Origin of the sequence: Synechococcus sp. CBW1107 (assembly GCF_015841355.1) — a bacterium.
Classification (GTDB): domain Bacteria; phylum Cyanobacteriota; class Cyanobacteriia; order PCC-6307; family Cyanobiaceae; genus Regnicoccus_A.
Genome location: NZ_CP064908.1, coordinates 1,567,407 through 1,589,026, shown reverse-complemented (window position 1 = coordinate 1,589,026; position 21,620 = coordinate 1,567,407). Strand labels below are relative to the sequence as shown.

Genomic DNA, 21,620 nt, shown 5'->3' with positions numbered 1-21,620 from the left:
CTTCCATAGGCTGATGGCCCGCTTCCGACGGACCGGCCAGCCGTTGACATCGCCGAGCCCACCCCCTGCCGCGAACGATGACCGGCGCGGTCGCCCCGATCCTGACGGGTTGCGACTGATCCGACATCGCCCGGGGGCCCCTGGCCTGCAGCTGGGGCTTGGACCTGGGGGACTCCCGCTCGGGGCGCTCGGGCAACTCAAGAGGCTGCTGGATGAAGACAGCTTCTGGGCCCAGGGGCGAAGCCACCGGCAGCTGCGGAGGATGCTCAGCGGCAGCGACGCCGTGGTCACCGCCTGGGGAGCGCGACCCGGTGGCCTGGGGAGGGCGATGGAGCTGGTCGGATTCGGGAGGGCCACCAGCGACGGACTGTTCCGGGCGGTGCTGTGGGATGTGGTGGTCGCAGGCAGCCACCGTGGCCAGGGGATCGGCCGTCGCGTGGTGCGCACCCTGCTGGAGGATCCCGCCCTCGCCCAAACCGAACGGGTGTACCTGATGACCACACGAGGTCAGCGGTTCTACCGCCAACTCGGTTTCAGGGACGTCGGCAGCCAGAACCTGCTGATGCTGGATCAGGTCTCGACAGATTCAAGCGGATGAAGAGATTCGAACTCTCGACCCTCTCCTTGGCAAGGAGATGCTCTACCACTGAGCTACATCCGCATTGCGGCCAGATTCCCTGACCTCTCCGTCGCCGGGCGACCGATCACTTGAGCATGCCCCATGGAGGGGCCCCCGGTCAATTCTTGCCGAAACTCCGCCAGGCCATCGGCTGAGCCTGCTGACACCTGCACCAGTGGCCCGGAGCGACAGGCTGAAGCGGCGAAAGCCCAGGGATGAGAACGACGCTGCGCGACTCTGGATGAGCGTCGGCTCAACCGTGACGACGGACCGTGTCAGCAGGACCTGCATTCCTGGCGGTTCCCTCCACCCCCCTTCAGGCAGCAAGATTCCAAAGTGAAGGGTCTCGCGCCACTGGGCGGAAGGAGTGTCGGAGACTTGCTCGGATGCGCTGAAGCAAAGGCGAAACGCCCATCACGATCAGGCTGGCTCAGAAGGCGGTTCATGGGTTTGGCATCGCTGCCGCAGCCCGCCGACCTGGGCCTGATGGGAGCGGGCAACCGGGCAAGCTGTCTGCTCCTTGCCGGCAACTGAGGCCAGTCCATCGGCGCCATGCGGGGGTCAGGGTGCTCCAAGAAGCGGGACGCCGTGGTCCCCACGCGCTGCCCAGCCGCCGCAGCGGGTTGCGGGCACAGTCAAGCCGGCAGGGTAGCGCCCCTCCGAGTGGTGTAACTCAGGAGGTCCTGTGACCCTCTCCGGAGGGTGAACAGGAGCAGTCAGGGGATGACTGCTTGGAAGCTGATTGCGCAGCTCCATTGATCCATTATGAACCCTGATCGCTGAATTGGCAACTCAGCGATCGATGTGTTCTGTGTAGATCGAGGTAGAAGCTGGTGCGCTTCAGCTGATGGTTGCAGCCGGCTGGGCGTTCGGATCTGCATCGGTGAGCTCCAAGGGCTCTTCTGGCTCTGGGATCTTGGCCATGGTGGCCTCAGAGAAGAAGCGGCGACGCTCCAGCTGCCATTCCTCCTGCTGCTCCAGCAGCTGGCTGCCCACCAGGCGCACGATCGCTGGATCATTGGGGAAGATGCCGACCACGTTGGTGCGGCGTTTGATCTCCTTGTTGAGGCGCTCGAGCGGGTTGGTGCTCCAGACCTTGCGCCAGTGCTCCTGGGGGAAGTGCAGGAAGGCCAGCACGTCGTCCCGGGCGGCTTCCATCACGGGCACGGCGCCGGGGAACTGCTTGCGCAGCATCTCGGTGACCCGCTGCCAGTGGGCGCGCACCTGATCTGGAGCCTGGATCACGAACACCGCTTTCATGGCAGCGGCCACCATGTCCTGGCCGGCCTTGGGCACATGGCTCAGCAGGTTGCGCAGGAAGTGCACCCGGCACCTCTGCCAGCTACTGCCCTGGAACATCCGCTTGATCGCTGCCGTCAGGCCCAGGTGGGCATCCGAGATCACCAGGCGGGTGCCGTCGAGGCCACGCTCCTTGAGTGAGCCCAGGAACTGACGCCAGAAGCCCTCCGCCTCGCTGTCGCCCACGGCAATGCCGAGAACTTCGCGGTAGCCGAGGGCATTGATGCCGATCGCCACCACCACCGCCCGCGACACCACCTGCATATTTCGGCCCAGGCGGCCGTGGAGGTAGGTGGCGTCGAGGTAGACGTAGGGAAAGCGGGCATGGTCAAGCGGCCGGCCCAGAAAGGCTTTCACCTGCTCATCGAGCCCCTGGCAGATGCGGCTCACCTCCGATTTGGAGATGCCGCTGGCCCCGCCCAGCGCCTCCACCAGGGCGTCGACCTTGCGGGTGGAGATCCCGCCGGTGTAGGCCTCCATCACCACGGCGTAGAGCGCCTTGTCCACCCGGCGGCGTGGCTCCAGCCAGCTGGGAAAGAAGCTGCCCTGCCGCAACCTGGGAATGGCCAGGCTGAGGTCGCCCACCTGGGTGGTGAGCAGCCGCTCCCGGTAGCCGTTGCGATGGGTGGAGCGCTGATCGGGGCAGCGCTCATGGAGTTGAGCGCCCGTGAGGGCAGAAACCTCGGCTTCCAGCAGGTCCTGGAAACCCCGGCGCACGATCTCTGGGATCAGGGCGCCAGCGGTGGTGCCCTCCATGAGCTGGCTCAGCTCGGAGGCGCCACTATGGGTGAGGGTCATGGTCTGTGTTCGGTTTGGTGGTAGTTCTCCGAACAGGGTCACAGACCGGCCCACCCATTGCCACAGCTGAAATCTGAGGGAGGTGAGCCGTCAGCCCCGGCTACGCCGGGGCTGATCCTCCTGAGTTACACCACTTGCTGGGACGCCGCTGCCGGCAGCACAGCCCGCAGCAGCCCCGGCACATGCGTGATGATTCGGCCTGGTGCGCCCATGCTCCCTGAGTGAACCGTCAGGCCTGCCAACAGCGCAGCCGTTGAAGCTCATTCAGACTCCCTCGCTGCCGCGTTCACCGACCCACGGGGAGCTGTTCATGGCGGCCTTGGGTACTCCCCACATGACCTCGACCCCTGCCCGGGATCAGGGCTGCAGGGCCTTGGAGCACCGGCAGAGGAGGCAGGTCTTCTCCTGAACGACACAGGCAGAAACAGACTCCTGACAGGTGCGGGTCATCACGGGGGCCACCAGGTCGTGAACCGGGCAAAGCCGGGGCTCCGTGATCGAAGGCCACAAGCACCCACTGCACCGCCTGGGATCGGCAGGTGGATGTCTGATCAGGCGGGTAGCGGGTGGTGGGAGCACCCTGGGCATGATCGCCCCAGCGGTACAGCACCCAATCTGGGATGGGGACCCTGGGAGCCTGCTCTGCAACACACGTGTCAGGCGACAGCGAAAACTGGTCCGGAGGCGACACGAAAACTGGTCCACCCCGTGGAGCGAGCCAGGCAGGACGACAAGGGCAGCGCAGGGGCGCCATCTCTGGAGCCGATGGTTCTGGAGACAGCTGTGCAGACCCCTCAGGACGTGGAGGCGATGCGACGGCTATCGGCAGCAGGTTGGGGCCGGAGGCGGATTGCTAAAGAACTGGGCTGTTCACCGGAGACGGTGCGCAAGTACCTGCGGCAGGGTGGCTGGCAGCCCTACGGGAAGCCCTGCCGCAACACGGTTCTCGATGGCCAACGGGAGTGGCTGCGGCAGCGGTTTATGGCCCACCGCGGCAATGCCGATGTGGTGCGGCAGGAGCTGGCCAGTGAGAAGGGAATCGAGGTGAGCCTGCGGACAGTGGAGCGTGCCGTGGAGCCGTGGCGGCGGGAGCTGCGCAACGCGGCCCTGGCGACGGTGCGGTTTGAGACCCCGCCGGGCCGGCAACTGCAGGCAGACTTTGGCCAGTGCCTGGTGAGCATTGGCGGCGAGCGGGTGCGGGTGCACCTGGCGGTGCTCACCCTGGGGTACTCGCGCCGGCTGCTGGTGCGGGCATTCCGCAGCGAGAAGCAGGACCACTGGCTCCAGGCCCTGGAGGAGGGTTTCCGCCACTGGGGCGGGGTACCGCAGGAGGTGCTGGTGGATAACGCCCGTGCGCTGGTGAGCCAGCACGATCCCGAGCGCAACATCCTGGTTTTTGCCGAGCGGCTGGAGGAGTTCGCCCGTTACTGGGGGTTCAAGCCCCGTGCCTGTCGGCCGTACCGGGCCAGAACCAAAGGCAAGGACGAGCGTGGGGTGGCGTACGTCAAGAGGAACGCCATCGCTGGGCGGGAGTTCAGCAGCTGGGCGGAGTTTGAGGCCCATCTGGTGCGCTGGACCCGCGAGGTGGCCGACCTGCGGGTGCACGGCACCACCGGCGAGGCGCCGCTGGACCGGTTTGTGCGGGCAGAAGCCCAGGCGTTGCAGCCGCTGGAGGCCAAGCCGTCGTTCCTGGCGGAGCGGGAGCTGGTGCGGATCGTGCACAGCGACTGCTGCGTGGAGGTGGAGGCGAACTGGTACTCGGCGCCGCAGGCGCTGATCCGTCAGCGGGTGAGCGTGCTGGTGCGCGATCAACAGGTACTGATCCGCCACGGCGGCCGGATCGTCGCTGAGCACAGGCGCCAGCGGCCCGGTAGCCGCAGCCGCCAGGTGATCGACGGCCATTGGGAGGGCCTGCTGCCGCAACGGCAGCAGCGCGAGGCGGAGCGATCGCTGCGGGATGGCAACGCAAGACGTGATCAGGAGCAGCGCCCGGTCCGCAGCTCTGAACTGGCCCGGCCTCTGGCGGTTTATGCCGAGCTGATCGGGGAGGTGGCGGCATGAGTCCCACCAACCCACGCAACCGATCCACAGCGGCGATACCACCGGTACCGACCGAGGAGCTGGAGGCAATGCTCACCCGCCTACGGCTCCCAGCAATCCGCGACCGCCTCGATGCGCTGCTGGAGGAAGCGGCAAGGCGGGAGATGAACCTGCGCGAGGCCCTGGCCTGGCTGTGCGCGGCCGAGGTGGCACGCAAAGACCAGCTGCGGATGGAGATGGCGCTGCGGCTGGCGCGCTTCCCCTATGTGCGCACGCTGGAAGCGTTCGATTTCGAGGCCCAGCCGTCGATCGACCCGGCCCAGATCCGTGAGTTGGCCACCTGCCGCTGGGTGGCCAACGGCGACACCCTGCTGCTGCTCGGGCCGCCGGGTGTGGGCAAGACCCACCTGGCGGTGGCGCTGGGCCGGGAGGCGGTGCGTCTCGGTCACAGCGTCCAGTACGTCGGTGCCATGGAGCTGATCAGCGCCCTGGCCAAGGCCCAGGCGCAGCACGCCCTGGAGGGCCGGCTGACGCAGTACGCCAAAACCCGGCTGCTGATCATCGATGAGCTGGGCTACCTGCCGCTGGAGCCGAACGCTGCGTACCTGTTCTTCCAGCTGATCTCCCGCTGCTACCAGCGCGGCAGCGTGCTGATCACCTCCAACCGCCCCGTCATGGAATGGGGCGAGGTGTTTGGCGATCAGGTGGTCGCCACAGCGATCCTCGACCGGCTGCTGCACCACAGCCACGTGCTGACGATCCGGGGCGACAGCTACCGGCTCAGGGAGAAGCGGCGCAGCGGCCTGATCCGCCCGCAGGCGGGCGGTTCCTCCTCACCGGACAGCGCTGGCCTACGGCCACCACCGCCCGGTGAGAAGGCCTAAGGGGAACCCGGATCAAGCGGCACAGATGCCGCAGCCAACAACAACGACACGACACCCACCGATGAAACACCGATCCAAGGGCAGCCGTAAGGCCCCCATCAGCAAGCCATCAGGTGGACCAGTTTTCGTGTCGCCGGAGGACCAAAAGCGGATGTCGCTTGACAACACGAACGGAGGCGGCGCGAGCTGATCTGGGGGTGGCTGGTCTCGCTGAGGGAGCTCTGGCATCAGAGGAACACGCCTGCAGCTCTGATCAGCACTGAAGCCTTGAGGAGCTGAGCCTTCAGCAACAGCCACCCAGGCGAGGCTTCTGGGGATGGGTACCCCGGGAAAGGGTTCGCGGCTGAAAGGGTCCACGTCGGGCGAAGTCTGGCCAATGGAGCTGCGCTGATCAGGGGTGGATCCGTCCTATGGCCGAACACCAGACCCATGAACCGAATCCGCGGATCCAGCCGAACCCAGCCAGGAGAGGACAGGGTGGATCAGATGATGAACATGCGCTCCGATGACATCAGAGCAGCAGGGCTGTGACTGACCTCTGCGCAGTGCGACTGGACTGACGTCGGCAAGAGGAAGTGCGCAGCCCCTGGAGGCACGGCAATTGACGCAGCAGGCAAAGGCCCATGCAGGGTATGATCACCCACACTTTCGTAGAAAGAGTGATTACATCCAAAGAGGCAAGATTGCCTACATCACAACCCAGAACGGGGGGAGGCAGATATCGCCCCGAGATTGATGGCCTCAGGGCATATGCAGTGATAGCGGTCATCGTCAACCACTTCAACAAGGAGATTCTTCCAAGCGGATATCTTGGAGTGGATATATTTTTTGTAATATCTGGCTACGTGATTACTTCTTCGCTGGCGGATAGAAAGAGTAAGAACTTTGGTGATTTTTTATCTGGATTTTACGAACGCCGCATCAAGCGCCTGGTGCCCGCATTGGTGGTCTTCGTTCTGATCACCAGCGTTTTAATCAGCCTGGTCAATCCCGAGCCGCAATTGGCACTTGGCATCGGACAGAAGGCACTCTTTGGAATGTCGAATATATCACTCTTCAGTGAGTCAGCCGACTATTTCTCACAATATACAGATTTCAACCCCTTTGCCCACACATGGTCGCTAGGGGTTGAAGAACAATTTTACCTTCTTTTTCCATTCCTGATCTGGTTTTCTGGGTTTGGACGGCAAACCACTAACGGCGCTCGAAATCTCTTCCTGTGGGTGGGATCATTTTCAATCGCATCTTTAATCGGATTTATGTATTACTACCCAATCAATCAGCCAGCCGCCTACTTTCTTATGCCAAACCGTTTCTGGGAGATGGCGGCTGGTTGCTTGATCTTTGTTGGTTTTCAGAAGCGAGTCTGGATTGAGCAGGCGCTGGAGCGAGTACCGCCATTCATAGTTGTGGCAGCCATGGTAGGGGTGATGTTCCTGCCAGTAAGCCAGGCAAGAGCAGCAACCCTATCAATCGTAGCTCTGTCTGCGGTTCTCATCGCGTGCCTCAAGAATGGAACAGCAGCATTCAAGGCTTTCACCGCAGAAAAGGTTGTTTATATTGGCCTGATTTCATATTCGTTATATTTGTGGCACTGGGGAGTGCTTGCAATCAGTCGCTGGACGATTGGGATTCACTGGTGGTCAGTGCCCGTACAAGCCAGTTTGATACTTATTTTAGCGATTTTGTCCTACAGGCTTATTGAAAAGCCGTTCAGAGGGATTCAAGTTGCCCAGGGAAGAAGACCTATCACCATTGTCGCCGGCCTGGGTGCTCTGCTGGCCTTTTCAATTCCGGTAAGCCTGGCAGCCGAAGAGGCTGAAGGGAACACGAACCACATCTTTCTTGGAGTTAAAGCCAATCTGAAGGGACGAGGAGGGGAATCCCTGACAGACGAATATAAGGTTCCGGGAGCGCCTGGACGCTGGGCAGGAGAAGACTGCGTCCTATCAAGTAATGATGAAGCAGGTGATATAATTAAGATTTCGGATTGCACACTGGGTGATTTCAATAATGCAAAAAAAAGGGTCCTTGTAATTGGGAATTCATATTCCGCATCATTCGTTGAGGCATTCGATGATCTCATCAAACGTGATCAATATTCCATCACTATAACATCATCATGGGGTGCTTCGCCTGCAAAGGAAGTTCAAAATACTTCGGAAGACGAGGAGGCTGCGAATAACTATTACTGGAATTCAGTTGTTCCCGAGATGATAGCCAAATTGCGGCCTGGAGACATTGTTTTCTCGATCTTCAAGACCGATGATTTTGCACCAAAAATAATGTCAACCGCTGATGCTAATGCGATCAGGACTTTAGAGCAAGGGATCGCTCGATTTTCAGACCATTTATCGAGCCGAGGCATCGGATTTGTTTTCCTTCATACCTTGCCATTTGAGAGAGAGGCCAATTGCACGCCTGATATGGCAGTTCCTCAGTGGTATGCACCGCCGTGGAGCAATAGATGCATGATCCCCGATAAAGAGCAAACCCTAATCAGGAGAAAGGAGCTTGACATGGCTCTAGCTCGCCTGAATAAAACCAAAAAAATCAAGATACTTGATCTAATAGATATTTTTTGCCCTACACATCTCTGCACATATGTCACTCCTGAAGGGATGATCCTTTACCGAGATGAATGGGGTCATCCATCAATTGAAGCGGCAAGAAAATCAGAAGAATTTATTCGCAAAGCGATTCTTGAAGTTGCCAGTCAAGTACAGAGATAGGGTCATGAATTCGCAGACCATTGAAGAAATGACCCCATAGTTATAATATTCACAGGCTGAGATACGGGCGCTAGTGACCGCACGAGGACAGCTTCTTTTCATGCTCAGCCACTGGCTGAATGAGGTTTCCCAATCGCTTGAGCAGCCAGTTCTTACACAAGGAGCAAGAAAAGAATCCTGGACAGGTGAGTATCGAAATAGGAATCATGCATCTATGGGTTAAAGTTTCAAAAGGTGGGTGCAGACATCCTGTTGCTGACAAGGCCCTGCATTCCGCACGCACAATAGCGGAGATGTTTTCATAGGCTAATTTGGTACATCTTAGGACTCTCCACTATAACCACTTGGCCTACTCCATCGGCACGACAAGCCAGCTCAGGCCCTGGACTGGAATGAGCACTTCATTGGTCCTCGCCTCGGTATGATATTAGATCACGTCAAGAATAGTCCCTGCCGGCCAGTCGTGCAGGGACCGGCAAACAGGCACAACAAACTGATCAACCTCAAGGCGAAGGAGCTGTTGAGAAGGAGAACCGGATTGATGGAAACATGCTGGGCCTGTTGGCCATAATCCAATCCTCAGGCAATTGAGCCAGGATGGGCCTGGCCTCGTGCCGACGCTTGAGCATCATGTCGTCTAACGCCTCTGATGACTGACAGCGACAGCGTCGCAAAAACTTGAGATAAACAATCTCAAGAGATAGCATCCAGGACACCTCTCAGAGATTCAAAGTGAGTGGCGCATGTCCGTGCATGCTCAGCACAGGCGGCACTCCATGACCAGTCAGGTCCGCCTTGAACCCTGACAATGCATCGCGAAGACCTCAATCACAATAGATGATATTATAAGCGCAGACAAGCGACATACTCGAGATGCTCCTCAAGCCGGCAAGTGTCTCTTCGTTCTTGACTGCCATGAAACATTCCACAAGCCTGGCACAACTATCCGATTTCACGCCATCACTTGGCGTCAGCATACTTGGATTAAAACTGAGCAAAACGACAATGACACCTCGAGAAGCGTGCGACTTCACAAGCCGTCATATCTGAGCAGTCCACACAAGTCTCGGAAATGAATGAACCCTCCAACGGCAATGACCACGAGCAGTGACAGACAAGGGATGAGAAATGAATTCACTTAATCCTGGTGCCAGCACTATTGCATGGTCGACAGTAGACTACTGTCCCATCAATGAGATGGCTGATGCTTTCTTTTCGTTTTATGTTCTTGACGAAAAGATTTACTCAGTCCATCGACGCTTCAATCTTGACATCCCTCGCATGAGTCATACCGAGGAGCTTTACTCTAGTATGCTAATTCTAAGCGAATACTACCAAAACGACGGAAGCCTGGAGATATCAAGGGAAGAGCTTTTAACTCAGGGAGAAGACCCAAGAGTAGTTTCGGACGGCAAACAAGCTTTTATTGTTTACTTTTGTGGATCATACAAAGCCAGTGGCAATACTTCCAGCATCAAAGTTATTCATTTGCCATCTAGGCTCGAATATCAAGTAAACCTGCCTGAAAGGCTTAAGCTTGGGAAAAACTGGCAACCATTCCTCAAGGAGGGGATTCTCCATATTGTTCATGGCTTCTCGCCATTCATTATCCTTAAGCTTGACGAGAACTATGCCGCTCAGATTGAACATCATGACGAAACTGAACTCAATATTTCTGCCCCTCATGATGGCTACACAATATTCAGAGGAGGAAGCAATGGCCTTACTGTTGGCTCAGGCGTTGTATCCGTTCAGGGGGCGTGACAGCTCGCGGCGAACATCGGCCCTGCTGAACCCTTGACGACAGCTTGATTTCCGGTTGCATCTCAGGTAGAGACCCGCCTATGATGACCGCACATCCGGCTGGAATTCCAGAAGCCGACTGGCTGGAAACTCCCGCCAGCGTCAGAGCGCTGATCAACGCCCAGCAGCAGGAGATCGAGCTGTTGCGCGGCCAACTCACCTCCTTGGCCACCGAGTTGGCAAACCTGCGTGAGCGGATCGGACGCAGCTCTCGCAACTCATCCAAACCTCCCTCCAGTGATGGTCTGGGTTTTAAGCCGCCAGAACGGCGCAAGGGCAGTGGCCGCAAGCGGGGCGGCCAGCAGGGCCATCCCGGATCCGGACCAGAGCTGCTGTCGATCGAGCGGGTGGATCAGGTGGTGGATCACCACCCTGATGCCTGCCGCCGCTGTGGCACCTTGCTCCAGGGAGAGGATCTCGATCCCCTGCGCCATCAGGTGATCGAGATCCCGCCGATTACCCCGCTGGTGATCGAGCACCGGCTGCATCGCCTGGTCTGCCCCTGCTGTTCCACCAGCACCTGCGCCTCGTTGCCGGCGGATGTGGAGGCCAGTCACTACGGCCCAAGGCTCAGTGCACTGGTGGGCCTGCTGGGCAGTGCCTTTCCGTTGAGTTTCAGCAAGACCCAGGCCCTGCTCCAGCAGCTGGTAGGAGTGGAGATGAGCCGCGGCGCGATTGGACGGGTCCGCCAGCGCTTGAGTGCAGCACTGGAGCAGCCCATGCAGGAGGCCCTTGCTTTTGCCCGCGTGCAGCCGGTGGCCTACGTAGATGAAACTGGCGCCCCCACCGGCAATGCCGACGGCAACAATCCCACTGGAAAGCGGGGCTGGCAGTGGGTCATGGTCACCGCCGTGGTGACGGTATTTGTGCAAGGGCTGAGTCGATCGACGACCGCTGCCATCGAGCTGCTGGGGAACGCCTTTGGCGGGATTGTGGTGAGCGATCGCTTCTCGGCCTACAACCACCTGCCCACCAAGCAGCGCCAGCTGTGCTGGGCGCACCTGATCCGCGACCTGACGGCCATCGCCGAACGCCCGGGCGCCAGCGCTGAATTCGGAGCCCAGCTGCTGGGCCTGCAGCAGCAGCTGTTTGGCCACTGGCACCGCTACAAGGAGGGAAAGATTGACTGGCCCGCCTTGCAGCAAAGCTGCCGGCCGATCCGCCAGACCTTTGAGACCACGCTGCAGCGGGTAGTAGAGCTCGGCTACCAGCGCGGCGAGCGAACGCCTTGGGCCAGCACAGTGCGCACGTGCCAGCAGCTCCAGAAGGTGACAGGTGGGTTGTGGACCTTCCTGGAGAACGAGGGAATAGAGCCCACCAACAACGCCGCAGAACGTGCCCTGCGCCAATCGGTGATTCAGCGCAAGATCAGTCAAGGAGTCCAATCCCGCCAAGGTGCGATCTGCCGGAGCCGCCTGCTCACGGTCACCACTACCCTCAGGCAACAGGGGCGGGATGTCTGGGAGTTCCTGGAGCAGGCCTGGATCGCCCATCACCGCGATGGGGTGATGCCGTCACTGCTGAGCGATCCCTGAAGGCAGAAGAAAGGACAAGGAAGAGTCTCTGATCGCTCAGCGGTGAGCGATCAGGCTTGCATTCGTGCGGTGGGGCGTCCCGACCCCTGAACGCATACCAGGCGTTATTGGTGCAGGGCATCTAACCACAAGCAGACATGAGCATCGGCCATTCATCTGGGGTATTTCTGAATCGAACAGGCTTAGGGTAGTCATTCCCACCAAAGTTTCAGGTTTTCGCGAAAAGGGATTCAATATCATAGACCCAACATCTCTTTTCCTCTGGAAGGAGAACCTCTATCTAGGTATATGTGCAACTGAGAGAGAATGGTTTTTTGCTCAGCGTTTCTGGAATCTATTGATTCAGATTCCTGCTGCCTCTATCACGCAAAGCAGCTCAACCCTTGAGCAGGCAGCAGAATTAATGGAGCATGGCCTTTCATGCATTGAGGCCAGAAGCGATATTCCAGCAAGCATCACAATAATCCCAGACCAGCTGCATAGCGACTATCCACTATCTCGAACTACTGATGGGATTGGCAGTTCTGACGCGGAAGGCTGCCTTGCCTACGGTCCCTACCTAACAATCAAACACGAGTGCGACTATGTAGCCATCGTGGTCTACTCATGTGGACATCCTCATGGGACAGAGGAGCTGGGTGTTTTTGATATCAGCATCAGCCTAGAAGGCACTGTAGAAACGCTGGCAGAGTTCCGTCTTCATGGAACGAACGGGAAGTTGAGCGAATTCGAGGTAGCATTTTCTACCATAGGGAAAATAGGGTATTCTCTGGAAACCAGGATATTCGCAAGTAAGCAGTCAAACCTTGAGATTTTTGACATCAGGCTTGTCGAAGTATGCCGATAAGTCTCAACACCAACAGGCCGTCATCCAAGTATCACCCTCTGGCCAGGGATCACATACATGGCCAACTCGCCCTGAATCATGATTGAAGGAAATCATATTCCTGATATCCTGCAGAAGTGCGCTTCTACAGCGTGCCCACAACTCGAAAGTGAAGGGCTATCCGTATTCAAAGTAGCAGAGAATCTCACCATATGTTCTACAATATAAGAATTGCGGCCAGTATTTCGATAGCTCCTCCTTCAGCATGGCTTCGTCGATGATGAGCTCTTAGGCCAGACCAATCAGCATCTCAAGAACAAAAACCACGATCTGGGCAGAGATAAGCTCGGCAAAGCCGGATCGTTGACATTTGAATCACGCATGGCTGATCCTCAGTGGAATAAGGCGGAATAGCGTCGCATAAGGCCGCTTATGCAATACTGCCGGAATCAATCTGTCTGAAACGCAATCCTCGAGCGCTCATCAACCGAGAACGATCAAATCTGGTTCGCGCTCTCAGAATCACCACACCTACCGGCTTGATGATCCATGTGACGGGACCACTGCTGAACGAACAGTCTTGACAGCATCGACAGCAGTGCAGCCACCATGAGAGCATTGCCCTTCTTGGCAGGTTTAAGGAAAAGACCGCGATTCTCCCAAGGGTGTTCTCGCTGATGAGCGCTGCTCGATGCACTGGGAGACGGTAGCGCCCCTCCGAGTGGTGTAACTCAGGAGGTCCTGTGACCCTCTCCGGAGGGTGAACAGGAGCAGTCAGGGGATGACTGCTTGGAAGCTGATTGCGCAGCTCCATTGATCCATTATGAACCCTGATCGCTGAATTGGCAACTCAGCGATCGATGTGTTCTGTGTAGATCGAGGTAGAAGCTGGTGCGCTTCAGCTGATGGTTGCAGCCGGCTGGGCGTTCGGATCTGCATCGGTGAGCTCCAAGGGCTCTTCTGGCTCTGGGATCTTGGCCATGGTGGCCTCAGAGAAGAAGCGGCGACGCTCCAGCTGCCATTCCTCCTGCTGCTCCAGCAGCTGGCTGCCCACCAGGCGCACGATCGCTGGATCATTGGGGAAGATGCCGACCACGTTGGTGCGGCGTTTGATCTCCTTGTTGAGGCGCTCGAGCGGGTTGGTGCTCCAGACCTTGCGCCAGTGCTCCTGGGGGAAGTGCAGGAAGGCCAGCACGTCGTCCCGGGCGGCTTCCATCACGGGCACGGCGCCGGGGAACTGCTTGCGCAGCATCTCGGTGACCCGCTGCCAGTGGGCGCGCACCTGATCTGGAGCCTGGATCACGAACACCGCTTTCATGGCAGCGGCCACCATGTCCTGGCCGGCCTTGGGCACATGGCTCAGCAGGTTGCGCAGGAAGTGCACCCGGCACCTCTGCCAGCTACTGCCCTGGAACATCCGCTTGATCGCTGCCGTCAGGCCCAGGTGGGCATCCGAGATCACCAGGCGGGTGCCGTCGAGGCCACGCTCCTTGAGTGAGCCCAGGAACTGACGCCAGAAGCCCTCCGCCTCGCTGTCGCCCACGGCAATGCCGAGAACTTCGCGGTAGCCGAGGGCATTGATGCCGATCGCCACCACCACCGCCCGCGACACCACCTGCATATTTCGGCCCAGGCGGCCGTGGAGGTAGGTGGCGTCGAGGTAGACGTAGGGAAAGCGGGCATGGTCAAGCGGCCGGCCCAGAAAGGCTTTCACCTGCTCATCGAGCCCCTGGCAGATGCGGCTCACCTCCGATTTGGAGATGCCGCTGGCCCCGCCCAGCGCCTCCACCAGGGCGTCGACCTTGCGGGTGGAGATCCCGCCGGTGTAGGCCTCCATCACCACGGCGTAGAGCGCCTTGTCCACCCGGCGGCGTGGCTCCAGCCAGCTGGGAAAGAAGCTGCCCTGCCGCAACCTGGGAATGGCCAGGCTGAGGTCGCCCACCTGGGTGGTGAGCAGCCGCTCCCGGTAGCCGTTGCGATGGGTGGAGCGCTGATCGGGGCAGCGCTCATGGAGTTGAGCGCCCGTGAGGGCAGAAACCTCGGCTTCCAGCAGGTCCTGGAAACCCCGGCGCACGATCTCTGGGATCAGGGCGCCAGCGGTGGTGCCCTCCATGAGCTGGCTCAGCTCGGAGGCGCCACTATGGGTGAGGGTCATGGTCTGTGTTCGGTTTGGTGGTAGTTCTCCGAACAGGGTCACAGACCGGCCCACCCATTGCCACAGCTGAAATCTGAGGGAGGTGAGCCGTCAGCCCCGGCTACGCCGGGGCTGATCCTCCTGAGTTACACCACTTGCTGGGACGCCGCTTGGGAGACTGGGCTTCCTCAGCGCTCTTCCACCGACAGTCTAGCGCTTGGAGTAGAAGGCACAATCACTCGCACAAGGATCCCGGCTCAAGCCTGTCAAGCCGTCAAGGCCGGAAGCCTGGATCACGACGGTCAGAGTGTCGGCTGCGGCCGAATGGGTCGAGAGCAGAGCTCTGGCAGGCAACAGCTTGAGCTGCCTCTGCCGCTGGCTGCACACCAGCTGTCGTCGATCTGGGTTGGGCTCCTGCGTGGGAGGATGGCGTCTCTCATGCTCCGGGGAACTGGCGGCACGCTCCGACGTCCCTGTCAGATGCCTGGGCGTCGTCTTGGCTCCTTGTGAAGAGGAGAGACCGAATGGACTGCTTTTCTGACGCAGGGGGGGATAAGATCAGTCAAGATCCATACCGCCAAGCGGTTGGAAATCAAACAATTCGATCAACGGAGCGCGTCCGATGGAAGTTTCAGATTTTTACAAAATATTCGATCCAACCAAGGCTGAAATACTGATACTGGAAGAAGAGGCGATCAAACTTGGAGATCACGTCGATTTCTTTTATGCATACTTCATGCTTGAAGACATCTTGTATTCCGTAAATGGGAGATTCCCAGTACAGCCATACTACAATTTAGGAAAGCCTGATTTCCATGATGACCGGGTTTTCCTGAAGCGCTATCGCAAGAATGGGAATGGATACGAAATTGACGACATCGTGGACCTTGGCCCGGGCGGGGACCCCAGAGTTGTCTCAGATGGAAAAAATGCATATGCCATTATCATAACAGTCAATTTAAGCGAAAAGGACCCACTCGGAGCCTCACTCTATGATATTCGCGAAAAGCGAAGAGTGGCGATACGCGTCAAAGATCCTGATTTTGTATACGGAAAGAATTGGCAGCCATATCTATCCAACGGCGAATTGTTTTTTGTACATCGACTAACGCCATTCCGAGTCTACAAGCTTAACGTCCAAGACGGGATTGCTGAGTTGGTCCGTGAAGCAGATATAAACTTCAAGCTCCCTCAGTTTCACTCAAATACAGGCGCGGACTCCTTTCAAAGCTTCCCAATGTTCAGGGGTGGTGGCAATGCATTAGAGAGCAATGGCTGGATCTATGGCCTTGGGAGAGCAACATCCCAAAGATATAGGCATCATCCATTTTTCTGGTCGGCACGCGATGGCAGCGACCTCACAATCGTCATGACTGGATTTTTTTATGACTTTTACAGATGCGGCTTTAATATAATTGATCCTACGAGTATTTTTTATCACAACGGTGACCTTTACTTTGGGCTGTGCTGTACGGAGCGAGATTGGGCACACAATCAGGCACTACTACACTTATTGGTAGTTTTTAGAGGCGATGAAGCCAAGTCTGGATTACGATTATCAGAATTTTTTGAAGAGCGCGCAATTTGCGAAAAAGGGGGAGTCCCAAACCTCTGTCGTCATATGTTCTTTTGCATCGAGATGCCTTGTGGGATAGCGAGCATCCATGAATTTGGTGGCCGTGTTTCCGTAGGGGAACGTGGACACTTGGTTCATGGGCCCTACCTGCCAGTCAAAACTGAAGGTCGTTTTTGTGCAGAGCTCAGCTATTTAACAAAGTCGACTCATCCAGATGAAATGATTGTCGGAAATTTTGAAGTTACTGCGTGCAAACTGGATAGCAGTGGCAATCAAATTGGTTTCGAGACACTTGGGATCGTTGACTTGGTGTCTACCAACATGACAATGGGCGAAGTCCGTATAGAATTTGAGGCCACTACTCACCTTGGCGATCTCTTGGAGTTTCGTGTGTTCGTGGAAGAAGGTGTTCTGTTGAATGCATATCACATCCGCACATGGGACGTCGTCGACACCTCGACCAACAGCACATCAACGCCCATGATCTTAGAAAGTGATTCCTGAGTAATCTGGCTCTGAGCAACCAAGAATATCTATAGTTTACTCAGGCAAAAGCCTTCGGATACAGATCGAAACACTGACAAAAGCGGAAATTATCGTAAAGACGTTATCCAAGCGGACCAATTCTTTACCTGGACAAGGAGGCGTCATGCGAGGTATCAATACATAATGGATTTTTATAGGACACTTTCTCAGAATCAGGCGAAGTTGAATCTTGAGACAACGCTTATTACTATTGAACTGATTCAAGCTGGGACTTAATGATCGGTGAGACAAACAGGTCAACCAACGGGATCCTTCAAGACCTTCGGAGTATCCCAGAAGTTCTGACACATCGCCCGTTAGCGCAGAAGCAGAAGAAAGCGCGCGAAAGAGTATGGATTTGCTGATCTCATCTCACGAAGGGCCAGAGCACCTAGGAACGAAGCACGAAACAAGGATCCATTGGCAAGCCACAACTGAAAACTCAGACTGAATGGCTGAAAACTATGTCCCCTGACGCTATTTCATCATGCTCTATATCTTGAGGGCCACTCCAAGTATGAGGCCGAACTGGGTATCAGCAACGCGTTGGACTCATCCACCCGCTGGCGGATCTGTGCATAGACATCCTGATACCGCTGTCGGAGCCTTTCAGGGAAAGTCTCTGCGGCTCTCTCACGGTCTTCTCTCCCCCAGAGATAAGTGCCCCCCTTGCGGGCAAGTTCGTTGAACGTGCTGTCGTACTGAGGAGCATAATAAAGTCCAGTCATAAATCCGCTGGACCACATCCGAAAACCCAATTCGTGATCATAACCCATCCCAGGATTACCTGCATCCGAATATGAAAAATCCCAACCTCCGACTGCTTCAAAGGCACTCCTTCGCATAAAGAACGGCCCGATGTTCACACTTTCAATGAACATGAAAGGAAATCCAGTGCGAGGATCAATGGTGGGGATCGGATTGTCGCAAACAGGGCTTGACTCATGACCATCTTCAAAGTTCTGGAAGCACTCATGCATCCAGGTATATTGCCTGAAACCCATGAACCCCCCCAAGCAACCGAGAGAGGGATAGGCGTCAAAAAGAGCAAGTGCTCGCTGGATCCAGCGGCCATCTGGAGGCAATAAGTCATCATCTTGAATCATGCAAATAAACTCTCCGCGACTCAGAGAAATCGCTCTGTCAGAGGCACGGATTTCATGAAGGTCATTGGAGAGGAGCACAAAGTCGTTGCGTCGCTTGAGATGCTTGGCCCAACGCTCACGTGATCCATCAATTGAACCATCTTCGCAGATAATGATCTCGTCGACTTCTGCCTGCCGAAGACCACGCATGATCTGATCTATGTTCCTCACATGATTGAACGACTGCACGATGAGAGATAGCCTGGGATGTTCGTCATAGGGGAAAGCACGCGCTGCTTTCTTGGCTTGCTTCACCCTGGCCGTCAGTCGTCGCTCCCGCCATGCCGACACAGCTCGGCGCAACGACCTGAAAGGATTGAGGAGATCTGTGAGTCTTATTATCATCCTGTCACCTGGCTTAGGGTTTCTTCGATAACACCGATGGGCTGCACCTCGCGGAAATACCGACCAGCATCAGCCCCAAGTTCTTGGCATACAAAATCTCGCCATGCATTGACAAAATGAATCTTGACGGGAGTGGGTTGCTCGAGTTCAGCCCACGGCTTGGCAAAGACAAAATGCAACGCATACACGCCAGCAAACTCCCCCCTGCCAAAGCGGCGCTCCATGCGGTGATCCACCCAGGGAGAGTCCTCAAAGAAGCCAAAGTTATAGGGATGACCTATTTTCCGAACAGGGATGTCGTGAATAGCCGTTGCAAAGGCCAGCAAGTCCTGGTCGGCTTCAAAACACCCATGACATTTGCGGAAGATCTCGACACACTTCTCAAAGAGGCCAATCTTCGCCATCGCGGTGTTGTTCCAGTAGATGATCCCAGCCTGTGCTTCGTACCTCCTCCAAATTTTTCTTCGGGTCAAGCCCAAGGTGGCTGAGACAGTTTTGGGGCTGAAGTCGAACTCCTCGTTGAGTTCCTGACGCTTGTGCATGAGCGTGCGCGCCAACGAACCCACCGGTCTTGCTGCATATCCCCTAGTGCGTTTAAAGAGGGATTTCAAGCGGGGGATATCAAATGGCTCCGGCCCAAACACATCTCCATCAACCTCAATACTGTAGTCATAGCCGCGCTCCGCCAGCAACTCCGGTGCTTTCAGTGGATAGAACACCTCAACAGGATAGCGATCCTTATTCGTACCCTGGGTGATGAAGCGGCCTGCCTCATCCACATCGATGAGTTCAATCCCGTAGCGCCTGATCAGCTCGTGGGATTGGGGACTGAAGGTGTTGATCGTGCCGAGAAGAAAGTATGCGAATTCAGGGTGCCATCGCTGAAACGACCGCAGAGCCATCACCGCAGTCGGTACATAGGCGTCGTTGGCGACAGCATAGAAAGCAATAGAACAGGTCATGGACAATCCCTCACCTGGCAGAGTTCACCGCGGGCGCCAGGTGATGAGAGAGAAGCCATAGCCTTTGCTTCTGAGCTGTGATCACAGGACTGGCTGGACAGAGTGACATCACCCATATTGAAGAGATTCTGGTCAGGTATGTGAGCTTGCTCCATGCCCTGGCAACGCCCTAAGCTCCCGATCGGTGCATCATAGGGGATCACAGCGATTGGTCTTTGCAGTTGTTACACCTGAGCAGGTCGATGGGTCGACTTCCCTAGATTCGAAAGGTTGGCTCAGATTCCAACAGGTACATTCCACAAGTGCAGACGCAGTCCTCTCAAGTCCCCTGAGCAACAGCATGAGCGTGCAATTCCCATGCAGAAGCGTGGTGAACGTATCTCCGCTGCCACGCTGACACCACAACGGGTTGTGGGCATCCACCTTGTCCTGCTGCAGAAACCCGCAGCAGCATCAGCAATCCAGAACCCCATGACTCACCGATGACTCACCTTCATGCTCGCCACTGGGCTCAGCCACCAACGGAAGCTGACAGCTCCGACCTCAGTCGAAAAACTGTCTTGAGATAATGACAGCACTGGTGGCACAGAACCACTCCACCCCAACTCAACGTCCAGTCCATCATTCCTGCTCAGTTCAGCAGCCCAAGCGGACAACCGACAAGATGTCCTCCCGCTTCAAACTCTGGAGAACAGGGTACAGTACTCTTGTCAAGCACGATACCCCCTGCGTCAGGAAAGTTGTCCGCTCGGTCTGACCCATCCACCAGGGGGCCAAACCGACGACCATGAAACCGACCTATGACACCGCTGTGCGGGACCAAGTCCGCCAGCGCATGAGCCCGCCAAACCGGGAGAGCGTGGCCGAGATCGCCCGCTCTACCGGGATCACGACCCAGACCCTCTACAACTGGCGCAGCCAGTGGCAGAAGCAGGGTCAGCTCGTGCCAGCCACCACCAAGCCGCCAGAGCAGTGGAGCGCTCTCGACAAGCTGGCCGCTGTGATCCAGGCGGCCGGCCTGAGTGGCCCTGATCTCGGGGCCTTCTGCCGTGAGCGGGGCCTCTACCCCAAACAGCTTGCCCGCTGGCGGCAGGCCGCCGAGGATGCCAATGGCCCCAGCGCTCCGAGCATGGCTGATCAGCGAGAACTTCAGCGTAAGAATCAGGAGCTGATTCGCCAGAATCGCCGCTTACAACGCGAATTGGAGAAGAAGGAGAAGGCTCTCTCGGAGGCGGCAACACTGCTGATGCTCTCAAAAAAGCTCGATCAGCTGTGGCCACGGGACGAGGAACAATGATCCCGCCAGAGGATAGAAGCCAGCTGATGGAATTGTTCCGAGAAGGTCTCAAAGAAGGGGCTTCTGCCACGGCGATTGCAGATCTGATCGGTATCTGCTCACGCACGCTACGGCGCTGGGGCATTGCGTTCCAGACACATGGATTCAGCCAGGATCGCCGCAAAGGATCTCCACGGAATGTGGCGCACCGATTCACACCAGAAGAGCGGCAGCGCTTAATTCACATCGTCAATGATCCGCGATTCGCGGACCTCACTCCCGCCCAGATCGTGGCCATCCTTGCCGAGGAGCGAATCTATGTGGGTTCAGAGTCCACGATTTACCGCATCATGCGGCAAGAGGGTCTGCTGAACCACCGTGGCAGAACCCGCCTGCCGCGTGAGCCCAGGGAGGTTCCGGTGTTGGAAGCAACGGGCATCCATCAAGTACTGGCCTGGGATATCACCCTCCTCCCCGGCCCCGTGAAGGGGCAGTTCTATTACCTCTACATGGTGATGGATGTATGGAGCCGGCGCATCCTCGGCGCAGAGGTGCATGAGCATGAATGTAGCGAGTTGGCCAGCGCATTCTTTGATCGTGTCTGCCGCGATGAAGGGATCAGCAAGGAGACTGCTGCGGTCCTGCACTCGGACAATGGCGCCCCCATGCGCTCATTCACTCTGGCGGCCAAGATGGCGGAGCTGGGGGTGTCGCTTTCGTTCTCGAGGCCACGCGTCAGCAATGACAACGCCTATGCCGAGTCGTGGTTCCGCACGATGAAATACCACCAGAGTTATCCGCTCAGGCGATTCCGGGATCTGCTTTCGGTGAAAGCCTGGGTGGATGGCTTTGTCGAGTGGTACAACGCTGAGCACCGGCACAGCGGCATCAAGTACGTGACGCCCAATCAGCGCCATTACGGCCAGGCTGACGCGATCTGCGCCATCCGCCAACAGACCTATGAGGAAGCTCGGCAGAGGCATCCTCAGCGCTGGAGCCGGCCACCCCGCAACTGGTTACAGCCACAGGTTGTGAGCATCAACCATCCCCGACCGCAGAAACCTGTGGCTGCTTGACCCTCAACAATCCAGGCCCCCGTGGCTGTCCGATGGCGCCCCTCC

General features: G+C 57.3%; 14 protein-coding genes and 1 tRNA gene. 10 read left to right on the top strand and 5 right to left on the bottom strand.

What is annotated here, in order from left to right; genetic code table 11:
• The first annotated feature begins 43 nt into the window (after positions 1 to 43).
• Complete coding sequence (locus I1E95_RS08230) at positions 44 to 598, top strand: GNAT family N-acetyltransferase (RefSeq protein WP_370594585.1); 555 nt, start codon at positions 44 to 46, stop codon at positions 596 to 598.
• On the opposite strand, the gene I1E95_RS08225 is transcribed toward I1E95_RS08230, so the two are convergent.
• Positions 590 to 661 (bottom strand) — tRNA-Gly (locus I1E95_RS08225). The two genes, I1E95_RS08230 and I1E95_RS08225, sit on opposite strands and share 9 nt — an antisense overlap.
• 798 nt (positions 662 to 1,459) lie before the next feature.
• Positions 1,460 to 2,716 (bottom strand): IS256 family transposase, encoded by a 1,257-nt coding sequence (locus I1E95_RS08220; protein ID WP_197161565.1) that lies wholly within the window; start codon positions 2,714 to 2,716, stop codon positions 1,460 to 1,462.
• Positions 2,717 to 3,424: 708 nt separating this feature from the next.
• On the opposite strand from I1E95_RS08220, the gene istA reads away from it, so the two are divergent.
• The 6 genes from istA (at position 3,425) to I1E95_RS08190 (ending at position 12,557) form a co-directional block, all read left to right on the top strand.
• On the top strand, positions 3,425 to 4,777 hold the full coding sequence (gene istA, locus I1E95_RS08215) for an IS21 family transposase (RefSeq protein WP_197163515.1): 1,353 nt from the start codon (positions 3,425 to 3,427) through the stop codon (positions 4,775 to 4,777).
• Positions 4,774 to 5,640: an IS21-like element helper ATPase IstB gene (gene istB, locus I1E95_RS08210; protein WP_197163513.1), complete on the top strand. Its 867-nt coding sequence runs from the start codon at positions 4,774 to 4,776 to the stop codon at positions 5,638 to 5,640. Before istA ends, istB begins: the two co-directional genes overlap by 4 nt.
• 632 nt (positions 5,641 to 6,272) lie before the next feature.
• Positions 6,273 to 8,372: an acyltransferase family protein gene (locus tag I1E95_RS08205; protein ID WP_197166847.1), complete on the top strand. Its 2,100-nt coding sequence runs from the start codon at positions 6,273 to 6,275 to the stop codon at positions 8,370 to 8,372.
• Between the two features lie 1,197 nt (positions 8,373 to 9,569).
• Positions 9,570 to 10,136, top strand: coding sequence for a hypothetical protein (locus tag I1E95_RS08200; RefSeq protein WP_197166845.1), 567 nt, complete (start codon positions 9,570 to 9,572; stop codon positions 10,134 to 10,136).
• 80 nt (positions 10,137 to 10,216) lie between these two features.
• Entirely contained in the window at positions 10,217 to 11,710 is a 1,494-nt protein-coding gene (locus I1E95_RS08195; RefSeq protein WP_231594537.1) for an IS66 family transposase, read from the top strand.
• A gap of 64 nt (positions 11,711 to 11,774) precedes the next feature.
• On the top strand, positions 11,775 to 12,557 hold the full coding sequence (locus tag I1E95_RS08190; RefSeq protein WP_197166843.1) for a hypothetical protein: 783 nt from the start codon (positions 11,775 to 11,777) through the stop codon (positions 12,555 to 12,557).
• An 877-nt stretch (positions 12,558 to 13,434) separates the two neighbouring features.
• Here the strand turns inward: I1E95_RS08190 and I1E95_RS08185 are convergent.
• Positions 13,435 to 14,691: an IS256 family transposase gene (locus tag I1E95_RS08185; RefSeq protein ID WP_197161565.1), complete on the bottom strand. Its 1,257-nt coding sequence runs from the start codon at positions 14,689 to 14,691 to the stop codon at positions 13,435 to 13,437.
• 601 nt (positions 14,692 to 15,292) lie between these two features.
• Here I1E95_RS08185 and I1E95_RS08180 point away from each other — a divergent pair.
• The gene (locus I1E95_RS08180; protein WP_197166841.1) at positions 15,293 to 16,750 is read left to right on the top strand and encodes a hypothetical protein; all 1,458 of its coding nucleotides are present in this window, start codon (positions 15,293 to 15,295) and stop codon (positions 16,748 to 16,750) included.
• 506 nt (positions 16,751 to 17,256) lie between these two features.
• Here the strand turns inward: I1E95_RS08180 and I1E95_RS08175 are convergent.
• Positions 17,257 to 18,171 (bottom strand): glycosyltransferase family 2 protein, encoded by a 915-nt coding sequence (locus tag I1E95_RS08175; RefSeq protein WP_197166839.1) that lies wholly within the window; start codon positions 18,169 to 18,171, stop codon positions 17,257 to 17,259.
• An 86-nt stretch (positions 18,172 to 18,257) separates the two neighbouring features.
• Positions 18,258 to 19,223, bottom strand: coding sequence for a hypothetical protein (locus I1E95_RS08170; protein ID WP_197166837.1), 966 nt, complete (start codon positions 19,221 to 19,223; stop codon positions 18,258 to 18,260).
• Between the two features lie 787 nt (positions 19,224 to 20,010).
• On the opposite strand from I1E95_RS08170, the gene I1E95_RS16870 reads away from it, so the two are divergent.
• Together I1E95_RS16870 and I1E95_RS08165 are read left to right on the top strand one after the other, a co-directional pair.
• Positions 20,011 to 20,520, top strand: a complete 510-nt coding sequence (locus I1E95_RS16870) for a transposase (RefSeq protein ID WP_231594670.1) — start codon at positions 20,011 to 20,013, stop codon at positions 20,518 to 20,520.
• Positions 20,517 to 21,575: an IS3 family transposase gene (locus tag I1E95_RS08165; protein ID WP_231594669.1), complete on the top strand. Its 1,059-nt coding sequence runs from the start codon at positions 20,517 to 20,519 to the stop codon at positions 21,573 to 21,575. Before I1E95_RS16870 ends, I1E95_RS08165 begins: the two co-directional genes overlap by 4 nt.
• Positions 21,576 to 21,620 lie beyond the last annotated feature (45 nt).